15 protein-coding genes are annotated in these 18530 nt (G+C 66.3%); 10 read left to right on the forward strand and 5 right to left on the reverse strand.

What is annotated here, in order from left to right; genetic code table 11:
• Positions 1–5 precede the first annotated feature (5 nt).
• Positions 6–1163, reverse strand: a complete 1158-nt coding sequence (locus AB3347_RS21830; protein ID WP_369093818.1) for an HlyD family efflux transporter periplasmic adaptor subunit — start codon at positions 1161–1163, stop codon at positions 6–8.
• Positions 1164–1279: 116 nt separating this feature from the next.
• Between AB3347_RS21830 and AB3347_RS21835 the strand changes: the two genes are divergently transcribed.
• Positions 1280–1930, forward strand: coding sequence for a TetR/AcrR family transcriptional regulator (locus AB3347_RS21835; protein ID WP_369093819.1), 651 nt, complete (start codon positions 1280–1282; stop codon positions 1928–1930).
• A gap of 134 nt (positions 1931–2064) precedes the next feature.
• Positions 2065–2250 carry a hypothetical protein gene (locus AB3347_RS21840; RefSeq protein WP_369093820.1) on the forward strand — a complete coding sequence of 62 codons (186 nt, stop codon included), beginning with the start codon at positions 2065–2067 and terminating at the stop codon, positions 2248–2250.
• Positions 2251–2320: 70 nt separating this feature from the next.
• Here the strand turns inward: AB3347_RS21840 and AB3347_RS21845 are convergent, their stop codons facing one another.
• A complete protein-coding gene (locus AB3347_RS21845) occupies positions 2321–2596 on the reverse strand; it encodes a hypothetical protein (protein ID WP_369093821.1) in 276 nt (91 codons plus the stop codon).
• Between the two features lie 293 nt (positions 2597–2889).
• On the opposite strand from AB3347_RS21845, the gene AB3347_RS21850 reads away from it, so the two are divergent.
• Together AB3347_RS21850 and AB3347_RS21855 are read left to right on the forward strand one after the other, a co-directional pair.
• Positions 2890–4071 (forward strand): sensor histidine kinase, encoded by a 1182-nt coding sequence (locus AB3347_RS21850; RefSeq protein WP_369093822.1) that lies wholly within the window; start codon positions 2890–2892, stop codon positions 4069–4071.
• 20 nt (positions 4072–4091) lie between these two features.
• Positions 4092–4820 carry a LytR/AlgR family response regulator transcription factor gene (locus tag AB3347_RS21855; RefSeq protein ID WP_369093855.1) on the forward strand — a complete coding sequence of 243 codons (729 nt, stop codon included), beginning with the start codon at positions 4092–4094 and terminating at the stop codon, positions 4818–4820.
• A gap of 218 nt (positions 4821–5038) precedes the next feature.
• Here the strand turns inward: AB3347_RS21855 and lpdA are convergent, their stop codons facing one another.
• The 3 genes from lpdA to aceE all read right to left on the reverse strand — a co-directional run bounded on the left by lpdA (position 5039) and on the right by aceE (position 11328).
• On the reverse strand, positions 5039–6883 hold the full coding sequence (gene lpdA, locus AB3347_RS21860; RefSeq protein WP_369093823.1) for a dihydrolipoyl dehydrogenase: 1845 nt from the start codon (positions 6881–6883) through the stop codon (positions 5039–5041).
• An 11-nt stretch (positions 6884–6894) separates the two neighbouring features.
• Complete coding sequence (gene aceF / locus AB3347_RS21865; RefSeq protein ID WP_369093824.1) at positions 6895–8550, reverse strand: dihydrolipoyllysine-residue acetyltransferase; 1656 nt, start codon at positions 8548–8550, stop codon at positions 6895–6897.
• Positions 8551–8628: 78 nt separating this feature from the next.
• Positions 8629–11328 carry a pyruvate dehydrogenase (acetyl-transferring), homodimeric type gene (gene aceE / locus AB3347_RS21870; RefSeq protein WP_369093825.1) on the reverse strand — a complete coding sequence of 900 codons (2700 nt, stop codon included), beginning with the start codon at positions 11326–11328 and terminating at the stop codon, positions 8629–8631.
• A gap of 347 nt (positions 11329–11675) precedes the next feature.
• On the opposite strand from aceE, the gene folD reads away from it, so the two are divergent.
• From folD to AB3347_RS21900, 6 genes are all read left to right on the forward strand, one after another.
• Positions 11676–12584, forward strand: coding sequence for a bifunctional methylenetetrahydrofolate dehydrogenase/methenyltetrahydrofolate cyclohydrolase FolD (gene folD, locus AB3347_RS21875; RefSeq protein WP_369093826.1), 909 nt, complete (start codon positions 11676–11678; stop codon positions 12582–12584).
• Positions 12585–12639: 55 nt separating this feature from the next.
• A complete protein-coding gene (locus tag AB3347_RS21880; RefSeq protein WP_369093827.1) occupies positions 12640–14742 on the forward strand; it encodes a M3 family metallopeptidase in 2103 nt (700 codons plus the stop codon).
• 58 nt (positions 14743–14800) lie between these two features.
• The gene (locus AB3347_RS21885; RefSeq protein WP_369093828.1) at positions 14801–15226 is read left to right on the forward strand and encodes a DNA polymerase III subunit chi; all 426 of its coding nucleotides are present in this window, start codon (positions 14801–14803) and stop codon (positions 15224–15226) included.
• Positions 15223–15597: a hypothetical protein gene (locus AB3347_RS21890; protein WP_369093829.1), complete on the forward strand. Its 375-nt coding sequence runs from the start codon at positions 15223–15225 to the stop codon at positions 15595–15597. Before AB3347_RS21885 ends, AB3347_RS21890 begins: the two co-directional genes overlap by 4 nt.
• Before the next feature lie 84 nt (positions 15598–15681).
• On the forward strand, positions 15682–16215 hold the full coding sequence (locus AB3347_RS21895; RefSeq protein WP_369093830.1) for a transposase: 534 nt from the start codon (positions 15682–15684) through the stop codon (positions 16213–16215).
• Positions 16216–16354: 139 nt separating this feature from the next.
• Positions 16355–18517 carry a gluconolaconase gene (locus AB3347_RS21900; protein WP_369093831.1) on the forward strand — a complete coding sequence of 721 codons (2163 nt, stop codon included), beginning with the start codon at positions 16355–16357 and terminating at the stop codon, positions 18515–18517.
• Positions 18518–18530: the final 13 nt, after the last annotated feature.

Here is an 18530-nt window from a genome sequence, read left to right on the forward strand (position 1 = left end):
GTTCCTTAGTGGGCGACGGCCGCGGTCTGGCGATCCGAACTGCGCGCCACCTTCTGGCCCAGCTCCACCTCGGCCACCACCGACATGCCCGGCACCAGGCGGCCGGCATACTTCTTCACGTCGGCCGGGTCGAGCACGATCTTGACCGGCACGCGCTGCACGATCTTGGTGAAGTTGCCGGTCGCGTTATCGGCCGGCAGCAGCGCGAACTGGTTGCCCGAGGCCGGCGAGAAGCTGTGCACGCGGCCTTCCAGGTGCTTGCCCGGCAGCGCATCGACTTCGAGTGCGACCTTCTGGCCCGGCTCCAGGCCGGCCAGCTGGGTTTCCTTGAAGTTGGCGGTCACCCAGACCTCGTCCTCGACCACGGCCAGCAGCTGCTGGCCCGGCTGCACGCGGGCGCCGACTTCGATGCTGCGCTTGCCGACGCGGCCGGCCACCGGGGCCACGATCCGGTTGTAGCCCAGTTGTTGCTGGGCGTCCTTCAGCTGCGCCTGCAGCACCTTGACCTGGGCCTTGAGCACGTCGCGGCCGGCATCGGCGGCGGCTACCTGGGCCTGGGCGGCGCTGGCGCTGTCGCGGCGTGCCGCCACGTCGGCCTGGGCGGCGGCGCGCGCGGCGCTCGATGCGTCCACCTCGGCTTTCGAGACGGCCTTCATGGTCTCGTTGTACAGCTGGCCGTAGCGCTCGGCGTCCTGGCGCGCGCGCACCAGCTGGGCCTCGGCCTGCTTCACCTGCGCGCCGGCGGCGCCGGCCTGCGCCCGTACCTGCTTGACCTGGGCGTCGGCCTGGGCGATCTGCTGTTCGACGCTGGCGATCTGCGCCTCGATCTGCTCGATGCGCACACGATGGTCGGCCGGGTCCAGCTCGGCGATCAGGTCGCCCGCCTTGACCATCTGGTTATCGTCGACCAGCACGCGCGTGACCACGCCGGCCACGCGCGCGGACACCGGGTGCACGCGCCCGGTGACGTAGGCGTTCTCGGTCTCGACATAGTGGCTGCTGCGGTACCACATGCGCCCGCCCGCGCCGAGGGCAACCAGGGCGATCAGCGCCACCACGCCCAGTACGCGCTTGTTGGGCGGAGCCTTGCCCGGTGCCGCCGCTGCCGGCGCATGGGTCGGTGCGGCCGGGTGCGGTGCCGCCGGGGTGTGCGATTCTGCCATGGGGTCAAACTCCGATGAATAATGAAATGGGTCGAGCGCATTATTCGCCAAGCTTTCGCCGAAGTCAAGAAATGAAACGGTTGCATTTCATTTCTAGGTCCATTACAGTACCCACCATGACCAAAGCGACTCCTGAGACCACTTCTCCCGTGAAATCGGCCGGCCGCCCCAAGGCCTCCGAAGTCGAGGCACGCACCCGGGAACTGATCGATGTCGCCGGCTGCCTGTTCCTGAAACACGGCTATGCCGGCGTGAGCCTGGAAACCATTGCCCGCGAAGCGAGAGTCGCGGTGCGCACCATCTATGTGAAGTTCGGCGGCAAGGCCGGCCTGCTCAAGGCGGTGCTGGCGGCGCGTCGCGAGCGCTTCTTCCCGGTCGGCAAAATGGACGTGGACCCGCGCCCGCTACGCGAAGTCATCGACGAGTTCGCCGGCTACTTCTACGACATGCTGTGCGAGCCGGATGCGATGACCCTGCAGCGCGTGGTGATGGCCGAGGCCGCCACCAATCCGGAGCTGGCCGAAGCCTTTTATGAAGCCGGCCCACGCATGACGCGCGACATGCTCGAGCGTTACTTTGCCCGGCCGGACATCCGCGCCCAGCTGCGCCCCGACGCCCCGCTGGCCCTGCTGCCCTCGCACCTGATCGCCTGCATCAACGGCGACCCGGTGGTGCGTTACCTGTTCCCCGAGCGCGAACCGGCACGCGAAGAAGCGCGCCGCGTACTTGCCCAACGCCTAGAGTTGTTTTATCGCAGCATTTTTTGACCATATGGTCAACATCCGGTCTGTGCGTGATCGCACCGACCTGGGGCGCATACTTGTGACAATATGACATCCTTATCAAAGGAGGATGTCATGAACAATAAAACGACAGCGGCTGTTGGCCGCGAGGAGGAAGCATGAGCAAGTCTTCCCGTTACGAATGGCGCGACCAGCAGGCCTCCCTGCAGGAGCGCATGAAGGGTTTTCTCCAGAATCCCGACAACGAACAGCTGGAAGCGGTCGTTGCAGAAATGCGTGCCTACGCCGCCGCCGCTCGGGCCGGCAGCATCGACATTCCGCAACGCTTCATCGCATTCACGTAAGCAAGCGCTTACCAATCAAGCCGCCCCGCGCAAGCCGGGCGGTTTTTTTACGTCCCGGCCTGGGCAACCCTCAGGCCATGGCCGGGGCTGGATCGGCCCGGGTCTGGGTCTCGAAGTCGAACAGCCGGGTCAGGCAGTACACCTTGCGCGGGGCGCGGTGGCGTTCGTGGATCTCGCGGGTCATCACTTCGACCCGGCGCGGCTGCAGCGCGACCTGGCCCGGGTCGATATGCTCGGGCGCGCCTTCTACGAAGCGCGCCGCCAGTTGCTGGGAAATAGTGCCGTGCACGAGGTGGGGCGCTCCGTGCAGCGTGGTCTTGAGCTCGAAGCAGCGTGTTTCGGGCAAGATATAAACCGTCCCGACGTATTCATTGCCGTGTTCGTACATAGCAGTCTCCCTGTAGCGTTGACACGCGACCGGCGACAAGTGGCTTGCCGCCACGCCTTCCCATCATAACAAGTCAATACAGCGCGGTACGCTGTCACGATTGAATTCTTTCCCTGCAGTTCGCGCTGCCAGGATGCACCTCGCACCGGCTAGTTTCCCGACGGTCGCACGTACGGGCGCAAGGCCGCGCGCGTGGCCAGAATAGCGCCACCGACGACCCCGCGTCTCTTTCATGGTAATTTCCTGACTTCATGATCACCACCACACCCCCTGCCGTACCCGGCGCGACGATACGCACCCGCAGCCATCCGCTGGAACTGATTCCGCTGTTCCGGCACTGGCCGCCTTCGCTCGCCCGCAACCTGCTGTACACCGCAATCTGGAGCAGCGTGGTCGGGCTCGTGCTCACGGTACTGCAGAAGCTGTTCGGCCGTGCCGACGTGTCGTTCGCCCGTCTCTTGCTCACCACCCTGATCGTGAGCAACCTGATCGGCTTGCAGATCCATGGCGCCCTGTCCCTGCTCGAACGCACGGTCTCGCGCGCCAACATCTGGCGCTTTCGCAGTGCCCAGGTGCTGGCGATCGCCGCTGCCAGCGTGATCGGCATCCCCTTCGGCAATGCGCTGGTGGCGGGTCGGAACCCGCTGCGTTTTTTCCAGTACGGCCCCACCTTGAGCGTCCTGCTCGTCTTCGCCCTGATCACGGCCGTGTGCATGGTCATGGTGCTGATTGCCGGCGAACGCCGCCTGCGGCGCGCCGCCGAGACCGCGCGCCAGCAGGAACAGATCGCCGCCGCCGGCCGCCTGCTGGCCGAGGCGCGCCTGCGCGCGCTGCAGGCGCAGATCGAGCCGCACTTCCTGTACAACACGCTGGCCAACGTCCTCAGCCTGATCGACAGCCAGCCGGCCAAGGCGCGCCGCATGCTGGAGCGCTTCATCGACTACCTGCGCGCCAGCCTGTCGGCCAGCCGCGCCGAGCACGCGACCCTGGGCGCGGAACTGGACCTGGCCGGCGCTTATCTCGACGTGCTGGGCGTGCGCCTGGAGGAGCGCCTGCACTGGCGTGTCGAGCTTGCCCCAGGCCTGGGCACGCTGCCGATGCCGCCGATGCTGCTCCAGCCGCTGGTCGAGAACGCGATCATGCACGGCATCGAACCGAAGCTGGACGGCGGCGAGATCGTGATCGGCGCGCGCCGTGACGGCGACCTGCTGTGCATCGAGGTGCGCGATACCGGCATGGGCTTGCGCACGGATGTTGAATCCACATCGGCGCGCCCCGGCGGCGGCGTCGGCCTGTCCAACCTGCGCGAACGCCTGCGCCAGCTGCATGGCAGCGGCGCCCGGCTCGAGCTCATCGAAAACCCTGCCGGCGGCGTCATTGCGCGCCTGCTGCTTCCCTTATCGGTGCCATCATCGACCATCCACACGCCCTGATCGCGGACGACGAACCGCATCTGCTCGACTACCTCCAAGCGCAGCTGGCCATCGCCTGGCCGGAGCTGCGCGTCACCCGCGCCGCCAACGGCGTGCAGGCGCTGCAGCTCATCGACGAGCTGGCGCCGCAGGTGGTATTCCTCGACATCCAGATGCCGGGCCTGAACGGCATCGAGCTGGCGGCGCGCTTGTGCGCAGGGGCGCAGGCGCCGCGGGTGGTGTTCACCACGGCGCATGAGCACTACACGCTGCAGGCGTTCGAACATGCGGCCTTCGACTACCTGCTCAAGCCGATCGGGCTGGAGCGGCTGTCGCGCACGGTGGCGCGCCTGAAGGGGGCGCTGGCCGCGCCGGCGCCGGCCCAGGTTCCCGACGCCCTGGCCGCGCTGCTGCGCCAACTGGGCGTGGCCGCGCCGGCTCCCGCGCAGCTGCAGTGGATCCGCGCCGCCAAGGGCCAGGAGACGCGCCTGATCGCCATCGAGGAAGTGATCTACTTCCAGAGCAACGACAAGTACACCAGCGTGTTCCTGGCGGACGGCGAAGCCCTGATCCGCACGCCGCTGAGCAAGCTGAAGGAACAGCTCGATCCACAGCAGTTCTGGCAGATCCACCGCGGGGTGATCGTCGCGGCAAGGCATGTGGCGGGGACGCGCACGGACTTCCGCGGACGGCTGCACGTGCGCTTGAAGGAGCGGAACGAGCAGCTGGTGGTGAGCCGGAATTACGTGGATCTGTTCAAGCAGATGTGAGTGCCTGGAAAAAAACAACGTCGGGGGCAGGTCTGACATTTGGACACGAACTCTGCCTTTGGCTGCTTTGCATTGTCGAGCTCGTGTCTGATTGTCAGACCTGACCCCGGTCTAAGCAGATGTAGGTGTGCATGGAAACTGCATCCCGCAGCGCAGTGATCGGCTCAAAAAAATGGGACCCCGAAGGGTCCCATGTCATTCCTGCGCTCGAACAGCGATTACTTCTTGCGTGCCGGCGGCAGGTCGGTGCAGACGCCCTTGTAGGCTTCCGCCGCCATGCCGATCGACTCGCCCAGGGTCGGGTGCGGGTGGATGGTCTTGCCGATGTCCACGCCATCCGCGCCCATCTCGATGGCCAGCGCCACTTCGCCGATCATGTCGCCGGCGTTGGTGCCGACGATGGTGCCGCCGATGATGCGCTTGGTCTCGGCGTCGAACAGCAGCTTGGTGAAGCCCTCGTCGCGGCCGTTGGCGACCGCGCGGCCGCTGGCGTTCCACGGGAAGTGGCCCTTCTCGACCGCGATGCCCTTCTGCTTGGCTTCGTCTTCGGTCAGGCCGACCCACGCCACTTCCGGATCGGTGTAGGCCACCGACGGGATTACCTTGGCATCGAAATAGGCCTTCTCGCCGTGCGCCGCTTCGGCCGCCACGTGGGCTTCGTGCACCGCCTTGTGCGCCAGCATCGGCTGGCCCACCAGGTCGCCGATGGCGAAGATGTGCGGCACGTTGGTGCGCATCTGGCCGTCCACGCCGATGAAGCCGCGGTCGGTCACCGCCACGCCGGCCTTCTCGGCGGCGATCTTCTTGCCGTTCGGGCTGCGGCCCACGGCCACCAGCACCAGGTCGTACAGCTGCGGTTCCGGTGCGGTGGCGCCGGCTTCGGCCGCTTCGAACGTGACCTTGATCCCTTCCGGCAGCGCTTCCACGCCGACGGTCTTGGTCTTCAACATGATGTTGTCGAAGCGGTGCGCGTTGTACTTCTGCCAGACCTTGACGGCCTCGCGGTCGGCGCCCTGCATCAGGCCGTCCATCATTTCGACCACGTCGATGCGCGCACCCAGGGTCGAGTACACGGTGGCCATCTCCAGGCCGATGATGCCGCCGCCGATGACCAGCATGCGCTTCGGCACCTGGCGCAGTTCCAGCGCGCCGGTCGAGTCGACGATGCGCGGATCCTGCGGCACGAAGGGCAGCTTCACCACCGAGGAACCGGCGGCGATGATCGCCTTCGCGAACTTGACGACCTTTTTCGAACCGTCGGCTGCCGTGACTTCGATGTGGTTCGGGCTGAGGAACTGGCCAACGCCCTGCACCACGTTGACCTTGCGCGCCTTGGCCATGAAGTTCAGGCCGCCGGTCATCTTCTTGATCACGCCATCCTTGTAGGCGCGCAGCTTGTCGATGTCGACGTCGGGCTTGGCGAAGCTCACGCCCAGGTCGGCCATGTGCGCGGTCTCGTCCATGATGTGCGCCACGTGCAGCAGCGCCTTGGACGGGATGCAGCCCACGTTCAGGCACACGCCGCCCAGGGTCGCGTACTTCTCGACCAGCACGGTGTTCATGCCCAGGTCCGCTGCGCGGAAGGCGGCCGAATAGCCGCCCGGTCCGGCGCCCAGCACCATCATCTCGCATTCGATGTCGACCGCGCCGCTGTAGCTTGCCGCGCCCGGGGCCGGTGCGGCAGCCGGCGCGGCTGCCGGCGCCGGGTGCGCCGGTGCGTAGGAGTCGGTCGGTGCCGCGGCCGCGGTCGGCGCCACGGCCTGCGCGCCGATCTGGGCGGCAGGCTTGTCGCTCGCTGCCGGTGCAGCCGGTGCAGCACCGGCGCCCGATTCTTCCACCATCAGCAGCAGCGAACCTTCGTTCACCTTGTCGCCGACCTTGACCTTGATTTCCTTGACCACGCCGGCGTGCGTCGACGGGATCTCCATGCTGGCCTTGTCCGATTCGACGGTGACCAGCGACTGGTCGACCTTGATGGTGTCGCCCGGCTTGACCAGCAGTTCGATGATCTCGACGTCCTTGAAGTCGCCGATGTTCGGAACCTTCACTTCAACAGTGCTCATGCTCGGGCTCCTTACAGAAGGGTCTTGCGCAGGTCGGCCAGCACGTCGGCCAGGTAGGCGGCGAAGCGCGCGGCGCCGGCGCCGTCGATGACGCGGTGGTCATAGGACAGCGACAGCGGCAGCATCAGGCGCGGCTGGAAGGTAGAACCGTCCCACACCGGCTTCATCGCCGACTTCGACAGGCCCAGGATCGCGACTTCCGGCGCATTGATGATCGGCGTGAAGGCCGTGCCACCGATGCCGCCCAGCGACGAGATGGTGAAGGTCGCGCCCTGCATCGCGCTCGGCGACAGCTTGCCGTCGCGCGCCGCGGCCGAGAGTTCGCCCATTTCGACGGCGATCTGCGAGATCGTCTTCTTGTCGGCATCCTTCACGACCGGGACCACCAGGCCGTTCGGGGTGTCGGCCGCGAAGCCGATGTTGTAGTACTGCTTGACGATCAGGCTGCCGCCGTCTTCCGACAGCGACGAGTTAAATTGCGGGAACTTTTTCAGCGCCGCAACCGAGGCCTTGATGACGAAGGCCAGCATGGTCAGCTTGACGGTCGACTTCTGCTTGGCCAGCGCGGCGTTCGAATCGACGCGGAACTGCTCCAGATCGGTGACGTCGGCATCCTCGAAGTGGGTCACGTGCGGGATCATGACCCAGTTGCGGTGCAGGTTCGGGCCCGAGATCTTCTTGATGCGCGGCAGGGCCACGGTTTCGGTCGGGCCGAACTTCGAGAAGTCCAGCGACGGCCAGGCCAGCACTTCCATGCCGCCGCCCGAACCGGCTTTCGACGGTGCGGCGGCGCTTGGGCCGGCGGCCATCACGCCCTTGACGAAGTTCTGCACGTCCTGCTGGGTGATGCGGCCTTTCGGGCCGGTGCCCGGCACGCGCGCCAGGTCCACGCCCAGTTCGCGGGCGAACTTGCGGATCGACGGCGACGCGTGGGCTTTCGAGCCGGTGACGCCTTGTGCCGGCGCTTGGGCGGCGGCAGGCGCCGGAGCGGCGGCGGCCAGCGCCGGGGCAGCAGCGGCCGGAGCCGCAGCCGGTGCCGGCGCAGCGGCGGCAGCTGCGGGAGCGGCAGCGCCGCCGGTCGACTCGACCAGCAGCATCAGCGAACCCTTGGCGACCTTGTCGCCCACCTTCACCTTGATTTCCTTGACGGTGCCGGCGTGGCTGGACGGGATCTCCATGCTCGCCTTGTCCGATTCGACCGTGATCAGCGACTGGTCGACCTTGATCTGGTCGCCCGGCTTGACCATCAGTTCGATGACTTCGACTTCCTTGAAGTCGCCGATGTCCGGCACGGTCACTTCGACGATACCGCCCGATGCCGCAGGGGCAGCGGCAGGCGCCGGCGTGGCTCCGGCGGCCGGTGCGGCGGCGGCAGGCGCCGGAGCCGGAGCCGATGTAGCAGCAGCAGCGGCAGGCGCAGCGGCGCCGGCGGCTTCTTCCAGCAGCAGCACCAGCGAACCTTCGGCGACCTTGTCGCCGACCTTGACCTTGATTTCTTTTACGACGCCGGCGTGGCTGGACGGGATTTCCATGCTCGCCTTGTCCGACTCGACGGTGACCAGCGACTGGTCGACCTTGATCGTGTCGCCCGGCTTGACCATCAGCTCGATGACTTCCACTTCCTTGAAGTCGCCGATATCGGGGACTTTGACTTCCACAATGCTCATAGTGTTAGCTCCAGTTTTTCTTTGAGTTGGCTGTAGAGTCGTCGCTCCTGCATCAACAGGAGCGACGGCTACGAGCATTTACACGGTCACAGGGTTCGGCTTGTTCTGGTCGATGCCGTACTTTTCGATCGCCTGCGCCACCACGGCGCGGTCGATCTTGCCTTCGTCGGCCAGCGCGCGCAGCGAAGCCACGGTGACGTAGTAGCGGTTCACCTCGAAGAACTCGCGCAGCTTGACGCGCGAATCCGAGCGGCCGAAGCCGTCGGTGCCCAGCACTTTATAGCTGCGGTCCTTCGGCATGAAGGCGCGGATCTGCTCTGCGAACATGCGCATGTAGTCGGTGGTCGCGACGATCGGGCCGGTGGTGTTCTGCAGCAGCGAGGTCACGTAAGGCACGCGCTGTTCGGCGTTCGGGTTGACCATGTTCCAGCGCTCGCAATCCTGGCCGTCGCGCGCCAGCAGGGTCAGCGACGGAGCCGACCACACGTCGGCGTCGACGCCCCAGTCGTTCTTCAGCAGCTCGGCGGCGAAGATCGACTCGCGCAGGATGGTGCCGCAGCCGATCAGCTGGACGCGCGGCGCGTTCGATGCGGCGGCGCCTTCCTGGAGCAGGTACATGCCTTTCAGGATGCCCTCTTCCTGGCCGGCTTTGAGGCCCGGATGCGCGTAGTTCTCGTTCATGATGGTGATGTAGTAGAACACGTCTTCCTGTTCCGTCACCATGCGGCGCAGGCCGTCCTGGATGATCACCGCCACTTCGTGGCCGAAGGTCGGGTCGTACGGCAGGCAGTTCGGCACGGTCGCGGCGATGATGTGGCTGTGGCCGTCCTCGTGCTGCAGGCCTTCGCCGTTCAGCGTGGTGCGGCCGGCGGTGCCGCCCATCAGGAAGCCGCGCGCACGGATGTCGCCGGCCAGCCAGACCAGGTCGCCCACGCGCTGCATGCCGAACATCGAGTAGAAGGTGTAGAACGGGATCATGGTGCGGTTGTTCGACGAGTACGAGGTCGCCGCGGCGATCCACGAGCTCATGCCGCCCGCTTCGTTGATACCCTCCTGCAGGATTTGGCCGGCCTTGTCTTCACGGTAGTACATGACCTGGTCGCGGTCGACCGGCTCGTACAGCTGGCCCTGCTGGTTGAAGATGCCGATCTGGCGGAACAGGCCTTCCATGCCGAAGGTACGCGATTCGTCGACCAGGATCGGCACGATGCGCTGGCCGATGCTCGGATCCTTCAGCAGGCTGGTGATCACGCGCACGTAGGACTGGGTGGTCGAGATCTCGCGGCCTTCGGCGGTCGGCTCGAGCACCGACTTGAAGGTTTCCAGCGGCGGCACGACCAGGGCTTCGTCGGCCTTCGAACGGCGCTGCGGCAGGTAGCCGCCGAGGGCCTTGCGGCGCTCGTGCAGGTACTGCATCTCGGGCGCGTCGTCGGACGGCTTGAAGAACGGGATCTCGGCCAGCTTGTCGTCCGGGATCGGGATGGCGAAGCGGTCGCGCATCTCGCGGATCGCGGCGTCGTCCAGCTTCTTGGTCTGGTGCGCGGTGTTGCGCGCCTCGCCCGACTTGCCCATGCCGAAGCCCTTGACGGTCTTCACCAGCAGCACGGTCGGCGAACCCTTGTTCTCCTGCGCGTTCTTGAACGCGGCATAGATCTTGTGCGGGTCGTGGCCGCCGCGGGTCAGGCGCCAGATGTCGTCGTCGCTCATGTTGGCGACCATCTTCAGCAGCTCCGGGTGCTTGCCGAAGAAGTGCTTGCGCACGTAGGCGCCGTCCTTGGCCTTGTAGTTCTGGTATTCGCCGTCGACGGTTTCCATCATCACGCGCTGCAGGATGCCATCCTTGTCCTTCGAGAGCAGGGCGTCCCATTGCGAGCCCCAGATGACCTTGACCACGTTCCAGCCGGCGCCGCGGAAGTCCGCTTCGAGTTCCTGGATGATCTTGCCGTTGCCGCGCACCGGGCCGTCCAGGCGCTGCAGGTTGCAGTTGACCACCATGACCAGGTTGTCGAGGCGCTCGCGCGCGGCCATGCCGATCGCGCCCATCGATTCCGGCTCGTCCATCTCGCCGTCGCCGCAGAAGACCCAGACCTTACGGGCTTCGGTGTCGGCGATGCCGCGTGCGTGCAGGTACTTCAGGAAGCGCGCCTGGTAGATCGCCATCAATGGGCCCAGGCCCATCGACACGGTCGGGAACTGCCAGAAGTCCGGCATCAGTTTCGGGTGCGGGTAGGACGACAGGCCCTTGCCGTCGACTTCGCGGCGGAAGTTCAAGAGCTGCTCTTCGGAGATGCGGCCTTCGAGGAAGGCACGCGCGTAGATGCCCGGCGAGGAGTGGCCCTGGATGTACAGCAGGTCGCCGCCGTGTTCTTCGGTCGGGGCGTGCCAGAAGTGGTTGAAGCCGATGCCCAGCATGTTCGCCAGCGAGGCGAACGAGGAGATGTGGCCGCCCAGGTCGCCGTCGGCGCGGTTGGCCTTGACCACCATCGCCATCGCGTTCCAGCGCATCCAGGAGCGCAGGCGCTCTTCGTATTCCAGGTTACCCGGGCAGTTCACGTTCAGGTGGGCCGGGATCGTGTTGACGTAGGCCGTGTTGCTCGAGAACGGGATGTGGGCGCCGCGGCGGCGCGCCAGGTCCACCATGCGTTCCATCAGGTAGTGCGCGCGCTCGGTGCCTTCATGTTCGATCACCGCCTCCAGCGCATCCAGCCATTCCTGGGTTTCGATGGTGTCGGGGTCGTTGGCAGCTTGTGCCGTCAACTGGTCGAGTTGAGCTGACATTAATGCGTCTCCTAAGATTTGCGCCCCACCCGATCCCTAGGTTGGCTGGTGGCGGTTTGGTGAAATTTCAACTATCTGAAAATAAACCCTTGGATTCTACCAGTGGTGTTTCGCTTTTTCAAATTGCGATATGCCATTTCATAATGCAAAATCCTATGCTGCGAGCGCACATTTTCCGGGTGGTCGGCGAAGCCGACCAGGCCACATCCGTCCCTCCGCGGGGCGATCAGCGCCCACGCTCCCTTCGGCCGGTCAACGGGTAAATATGACAATGCTTCGCCCAGTGCGGCGCGCGATATGAGGCAGGGCCTTATAATTTCATTTTTGCCTAGCCGTGAGCCCCTACCATGCCAGCCCAGAATATCGACGGAGTCCTCCTTTCCCAACAACTGCGCGGTGAAATCGCCCAGCGCGCCGCCAAACTGACCGCTGGCGGCCGCCAGCCCGGCCTGGCCGTGATCCTGGTCGGCGAGGACCCGGCGAGCCACGTCTACGTGCGCAACAAGGTCAAGGCCTGCGGCGACGTGGGTTTTCATTCGGTGCTGGAGAAGTACGACGCCGACCTGAGCGAGCAGGCCCTGCTCGACCGTATCGCCGCCCTGAATGCCGACCCGAGCATCCACGGCATCCTGGTGCAGATGCCGCTGCCAAAGCACATCGACCCGAGCAAGGTCATCGAAGCCATCGCCACCAGCAAGGACGTCGACGGCTACTCGGTGCTGTCGGCCGGCGAACTGGTCGCCAACCTGCCCGGCTTCCGCCCCTGCACCCCGTACGGCTGCATGAAGCTGATCGAGACCACCGGCATCGACCTGCGCGGCAAGCACGCCGTCGTGATCGGCCGCTCGAACACCGTCGGCAAGCCAATGGCCCTGCTGCTCTTGCAAGCCAACGCGACCGTCACCATCTGCCATAGCGCGACGCCGGACCTGGGCTACCACACCCGCCAGGCCGACGTGGTGGTTGCCGCCGTCGGCCGCCGCAACACGCTGACCGCCGACATGGTCAAGCCGGGCGCTGTGGTGATCGACGTCGGCATGAACCGCGACGACGCCGGCAAGCTGTGCGGCGACGTGGATTACGCAGGCGTGCGCGAAGTCGCTTCGCACATCACCCCGGTGCCGGGCGGCGTCGGCCCGATGACGATCACCATGCTGCTGATGAACACCCTCGAGTCGGCCGAGCGCGTGCACACCAGCAGCCAGCACTGCCCAAGCCAGGCAAGCGGCATGGAACCGAAGCCCGGCGTGGCCTGAGACCGCACGCATTCCGGCACTGCCGGAACAACTTATTCAGCCAGGAAGGAAGACAATGAGCATCGACACCCGCAATCCCCTCCTCGATTTCTCGGGCCTGACCCGTTTCGACCTGGTCAAGCCCGAACACGTCACCCCGGCCATCGAACAGCTGATCAAGGAGGCCGCCGAGGTGGTGGCCCGGCTGGAAGCGCCGAGCGACGCGGTCACCTGGGACAGCTTCGTGGTGCCGCTCGAGGAAGCCACCGAGCGCCTGGGCCGCGCCTGGGGCGTGGTCAATCACCTGAACCACGTGGCCGACACGCCCGAGCTGCGCGCCACCTATAACGAGAACCAGCCGAAGGTCACCGAGTTCTGGACCTCGCTCGGCCAGAACGAGGCCCTGTTCGCCAAGTACAAGCTGCTGCGCGCCGGCAGCGAATACGACAGCCTCTCGCCGGCGCGCAAGCGCATCGTCGAGAACGCGCTGCGCGACTTCCGCCTGGGCGGCGCCGAGCTGCCGGAAGACAAGAAGCAGCGCTTCGCCGAGATCCAGGAGCAGCAGGCCGCCACCAGCACCCGCTTCTCGCAGAACGTGCTGGACGCGACCAACGACTACAAGCTGCTGGTCGCGAACGAAGAAGAACTGTCGGGCATCCCGGACGACGTCAAGCTTGCGGCACGCGCCTCGGCCGAGAAGGACGGCAAGAGCGGCTGGCAGTTCAGCCTGCACTTCCCATCCTACTACCCGGTGCTGCAGTTCTGCGACAACCGCGCCCTGCGCGAGACCATCTATCGCGCAAGTAGCACCAAGGCCTCGGATACCGGCACCATGTTCAGCAAGGCCGATGAGTGGGACAACACCGCCAACATCGTCAAGCTGCTGCAGCTGCGCCACGAAGAAGCCCAGCTGCTGGAGTACGCCAACTTCGCCGAGGTCTCGCTGGTGCCGAAGATGGCCGAGAGCCCGCAGCACGTGGTCGAATTCCTGGAAGACCTGGCCAAGCGCGCCCGCCCCTTCGCCGAGAAAGACCTGGAAGAGCTGCGCGCCTTTGCTCGAACCGAGCTGGGCATCGACGACCTGCAGTCCTGGGACGTGGCCTATGCGTCCGAGAAGCTGCGCGAGCAGCGCTACGCCTTCTCCGAGAAGGAAGTGAAGGAATACTTCCCCGAGCCGAAGGTGGTCCAGGGCCTGTTCACGGTCATCCAGGACCTGTTCGGCGTGCAGATCAAGGCTGACGACGCACCCGTATGGCATCCGGACGTGCGCTTCTTCCGCATCGAGCGCGAGGGCCAGCTGGTGGGCCAGTTCTACCTCGACCTGTATGCGCGCGAAGGCAAGAACCAGGGCGCGTGGATGGACGACGCGCGCGGCCGCCGCGTGAGCATCGGCGGCATCGTGCAGACCCCGATCGCCTACCTCACCTGCAACTTCACGCCGCCGGCTTTTGTGGACGGCAAGCAGCAGCCTTCGCTGTTCACGCACGACGAGGTCATCACCCTGTTCCACGAGTTCGGCCACGGCCTGCACCACATGCTGACCGAAGTCGAGGAGCTGTCGGTGTCGGGCATCTCGGGCGTGGAATGGGATGCGGTGGAACTGCCTTCGCAGTTCATGGAAAACTTCTGCTGGGAGTGGGACAAGCTGCAGCAGATGACCGCGCACGTGAAAACCGGCGAGCCGCTGCCGCGCGCGCTGTACGACAAGATGATCGCGGCGAAGAACTTCCAGTCCGGGATGATGACGCTGCGCCAGGTGGAGTTCTCGCTGATCGACATGCACCTGCACTACGACTTCGATCCGCAAGCCGAGCGCACGGTGCAGCACCTGATCGACGACATCCGCAAGCAGTTCGCGGTGATGATTCCGCCGAGCTTCAACCGCTTCCAGCACTCCTTCGGCCACATCTTCTCGGGCGGCTACGCGGCCGGCTACTACAGCTACAAGTGGGCCGAGGTGCTGTCCGCCGATGCCTACGCCGCCTTCGAAGAGGCGCTCGAGTCCGGCCAGCTGCAGGAAACCGGCAAGCGCTTCCAGCAGGAGATCCTGGCGGTGGGCGGCTCGCGCCCGGCGCTGGAGTCGTTCAGGGCCTTCCGCGGCCGCGAGCCCTCGATCGACGCGCTGCTGCGCCATAGCGGCATGAACCCGAGCGGCGCGCAAGGCAACATCGGCGCCTGATGTATTTGTACTAAACTGCGGGGGCGGCCAGAAGGCCGCCCCATTCTTTTGCAAGCACATGACCCGCATCGACTTTCACACCAATATCCCCGACAAGCTGGCCTATGCCTGCCGCCTCGCCCGCAAGGCGTATGCCTCGAAAGCCAGGGTCGTGCTGCTGGCCGAGGATGCCGCGCAGGCCGAGGCGCTGAACGCCGCGCTGTGGACGGTTTCAAACACCGACTTCATCCCGCATGTGCCGGCCGGCGACCCGCTGGCGCATGAAACGCCGGTGATCGTCACCGCCGACGAAGGCGTGGAACTGCCGCATCATGAGATGCTGGTCAACCTCACCCGCCGCACGCCCGCTACACTGGACAAATTCGCGCGCGTGTTCGAGATCATCTCCATCGACGAAGAAGACGCCGCCGCCGGGCGCCAGCGCTACGTCGCCTACAAGAAGCAGAACTACCCCCTCACCCACTTCGTCGCAGGACAGTCATGAACCAGACGCCCGCATTCGATCCGAGCATTCCCGTTCTCACCGAAGTCGTCAGCGAACCAGCGGCGCCGGCGCAGGAAGCGGCGCCTGCCCCGCCGCCCGCCGCCGAACAACTGGAACGCCGCGCCAGCGAGCGCTGGACCGGCGAGGAGTGGAGCGTGCTGGAGCGCCGCGTCACCGAGCGCGTGCTGCAGCAGTTGCAGGGCCGGGTCGACTTCGTCATCGAGCAGCGCGTGCGCGACGCCATGGCCGACGCCATGCAGCGCACGCTCGACAGCTTTACCGCCGACCTGCGCCAGGGCCTGAACGAGGCGCTGGGCGAGATCGTGCGCCAGGCGGTCACTCAAGAGATTGAATACCTGCAAAAACCGTAGGGTGGGCGGGTTCCCCGCCCACGCGTTCAAATCACGCTTGATCCGGCGCACGCTCCACTCTCGGCGCCGCCCTACTATGCGCAGATGCCCCGCTACCGCCGTGCCCTGACCGGTACTTCCTATTTCTTCACGGTCGTAACGCACCGACGCCGACCTATTCTTTGCGACGAACCTGTACGCATCGCACTTCGCCAAGCCATTGAACAGGTACGCTGTCGCTACCCGTTCACAACCGACGCGATAGTCCTGATGCCCGATCACCTGCACTGCATTTGGACACTCCCCGACGGGGATTCCAACTTCTCGTTGCGCTGGTCGCAAATCAAGCACCACGTTTCGCATGCATGCGGCCAGCTATACTTGGCTGCGCTATCGAAGTCGCGGCAGCGCCAGCGCACCACTGCAATGTGGCAACGCCGCTTCTGGGAACACCGGATTCGGGATGAAACCGATATGGAACGGCATGTGGATTACATCCATTTCAACCCTGTAAAGCACGGATTGGTAAGCGCCGTGTCGGATTGGCCGTATTCGTCGTTCGAACGGTTCGTCCGCAATGGGATATATCCAGCAGATTGGAGTGGCAATCCGGCATGTGACGGGATGGAGTTCGAATAGGCATCGCAATGACGTAGCAGCTGGTTGGACGCGTGGGCGGGAAACCCGCCCACGCTACGAACCCCATTCCCGTTCCATACGACGCCGTCCGCAAGCATCGGATAAGATTGCAGCCTCTGCAATTCACCACCCGTCCCTTGTGAACCGAAAGATCCTGATCGCCGCGCTTGCGGGCGCGGGCGTCGCCATTGCCGGCGCCGTCCTCTACTTCACCGACAGCATCGAGCGCCAGCCCGGCGCGCTGGCGGTGTTCACGCCGAAGGCCGCCAAGACCCTGCCCTTCTGGCCCGCCCGCGTGACCACGCTGGCCGGCGACGGTGTGCCCGGCGCGGTCGATGGGCCGGCCGCCGCGAGCCGCTTCGACGATCCCTTCGGCGTCGCCCTCGACCGCCGCGGCGCCGTCTATGTCGCCGATGCCGGCGACAGCAACCGCATCCGCCGCATCGGGCCGGACGGCACGGTGTCCACCTTCGCCGGCAGCGGCGAAGGTTTCCGCGATGGCGCCGGGACCGCCGCCGCCTTCCACACCCCGTCCGCGCTCGCCTTCGACCACCAGGGCAACCTGTACGTGGCCGATACCGGCAACCACGCGATCCGCAAGATTGCCAAGGACGGCACGGTCAGCACCCTGGCCGGCGACGGCGTCCCGGGCGACGCCGATGGAATCGGGCGCGCGGCCCGCTTCAACGGTCCGGTCGGCCTGGCCGTGGACGACGCCGGCTCCGTCTGGGTGGCCGACACCTACAACGACCGCATCCGCCGCATCGGGCGCGACGGCACGGTGACCACCGTCGCCGGCACGGGCAAGCCGGGCAATGCCGACGGCGTGGGCGCCGCCGCGGCCTTCGACACCCCGAGCGCGATCGCCGTGACCACCAACGGCACGCTCTACGTGGCCGACACCGGCAACAACGCGATCCGCCGGGTCGCGGCCGACGGCACCGTCACGACCATCGCCGCGCCGGCCGAGGGCGAGCGCCGCGCGCCGCTGCGGCGCCCGGTCGGCCTGGCCCTGACGCGCGACGGCTACCTGTACATCGCCGCTAGCGCGGGCGGACGCATCCTGCAGCGCACGCCCGAAGGCGACGTGCGGCCGCTGCCCGATGCCGACTTGCCGGCCTCCGGCGACGGCTTCGGCCCGGACGGCAGCGTGCAGCTCTACGGTCCGCGCGGCATCGCCGTCGAACGCGACGGCAGCCTAGTGGTGGCCGATGCCCAGGCCCACCGACTGCACCGCCTGGCGCGACCGCGTCCGAACGAAGCCGCGCCCGCGCGGCCGCAACCGGTGGCGGTGGCGCGCAAGGAACCGATGCCCTGGCCGGTCGGCCCGCAGGACATGGCGCACGAAGTGGTGGGCGTGATGGGCGAGGTGCGCGGCAGCTATGGCGGCGACAGCCGCGACCACTTCCACGCCGGCCTCGACGTGCGTGCCGACGTCGGCGCGACGGTACTGGCGGTGTTCCCGTCCAAGGTGTCGGACCCGTACCCGAACTGGGGCTTCGATACGCTCAGCGAAGGCATCAGCGTCGGGCCGCTCTCGTACATCCACATGCGGGTCGGCCGCGATACCCGCGGCCGGCCGCTGGATCCGCGCTTCCGGGTCATGCTGGGCGAACGCGGCAAGGCCGAGCGCGTGCGCGTGCCGCGCGGCACCCGCTTCGCCGTCGGCGATCCGCTCGGCACCATCAATGCGATGGCCCACGTCCACCTCGACTACTACCAGGGCGGCGCGGTGGTCAATCCGCTCAGCCTGCCCTTCGTCGGCTTCAGCGACAGCGTGGCGCCGCGCATCAACAGCATCGCCCTGTTCGACGCGGCCGGCAAGCGCCTGCGTCCGCCAACAGGCACGCGCAAGCACCCGGTCGCCGACAAGCGCCTGCGGGTGCCGCGCTCGCTGGGCGAAGTGCAGGTCGTGGTCGACGCCTACGACCAGGTGGACGGCAACCTGGCGCGCCGCCGCCTCGGCCTGTACAAGCTCGGCTACCAGCTGCTGCGCGCCGACGGCACGCCCGTGCCCGGCCACGAACGCCCCTTGATCACCCAGGTGTACGACCGCCTGCCGCGCAACCCGGATGCGGTCAAGGCCGTGTATGCGCCGAACAGCGGCATCACCGTGTACGGCAGCAAGGCCACCCAGTTCGCCTACGCGCTGCATAGCCGCCTGCAGGATGGCGAAGTGCGCACCGGCAGCTGGCAGCTCGGCGCCCTGGCGCCGGGCGAGTACATCCTGCGCATCTACGCCGCCGACTACGCGGGGCAGGTAGCGCTCGAGGGACGCGACCTGCCGCTGGTCATCGAATAAGGGCAGGAAAGGA

This window comes from Massilia sp. X63, from assembly GCF_041023745.1.
GTDB lineage: Bacteria > Pseudomonadota > Gammaproteobacteria > Burkholderiales > Burkholderiaceae_D > Telluria.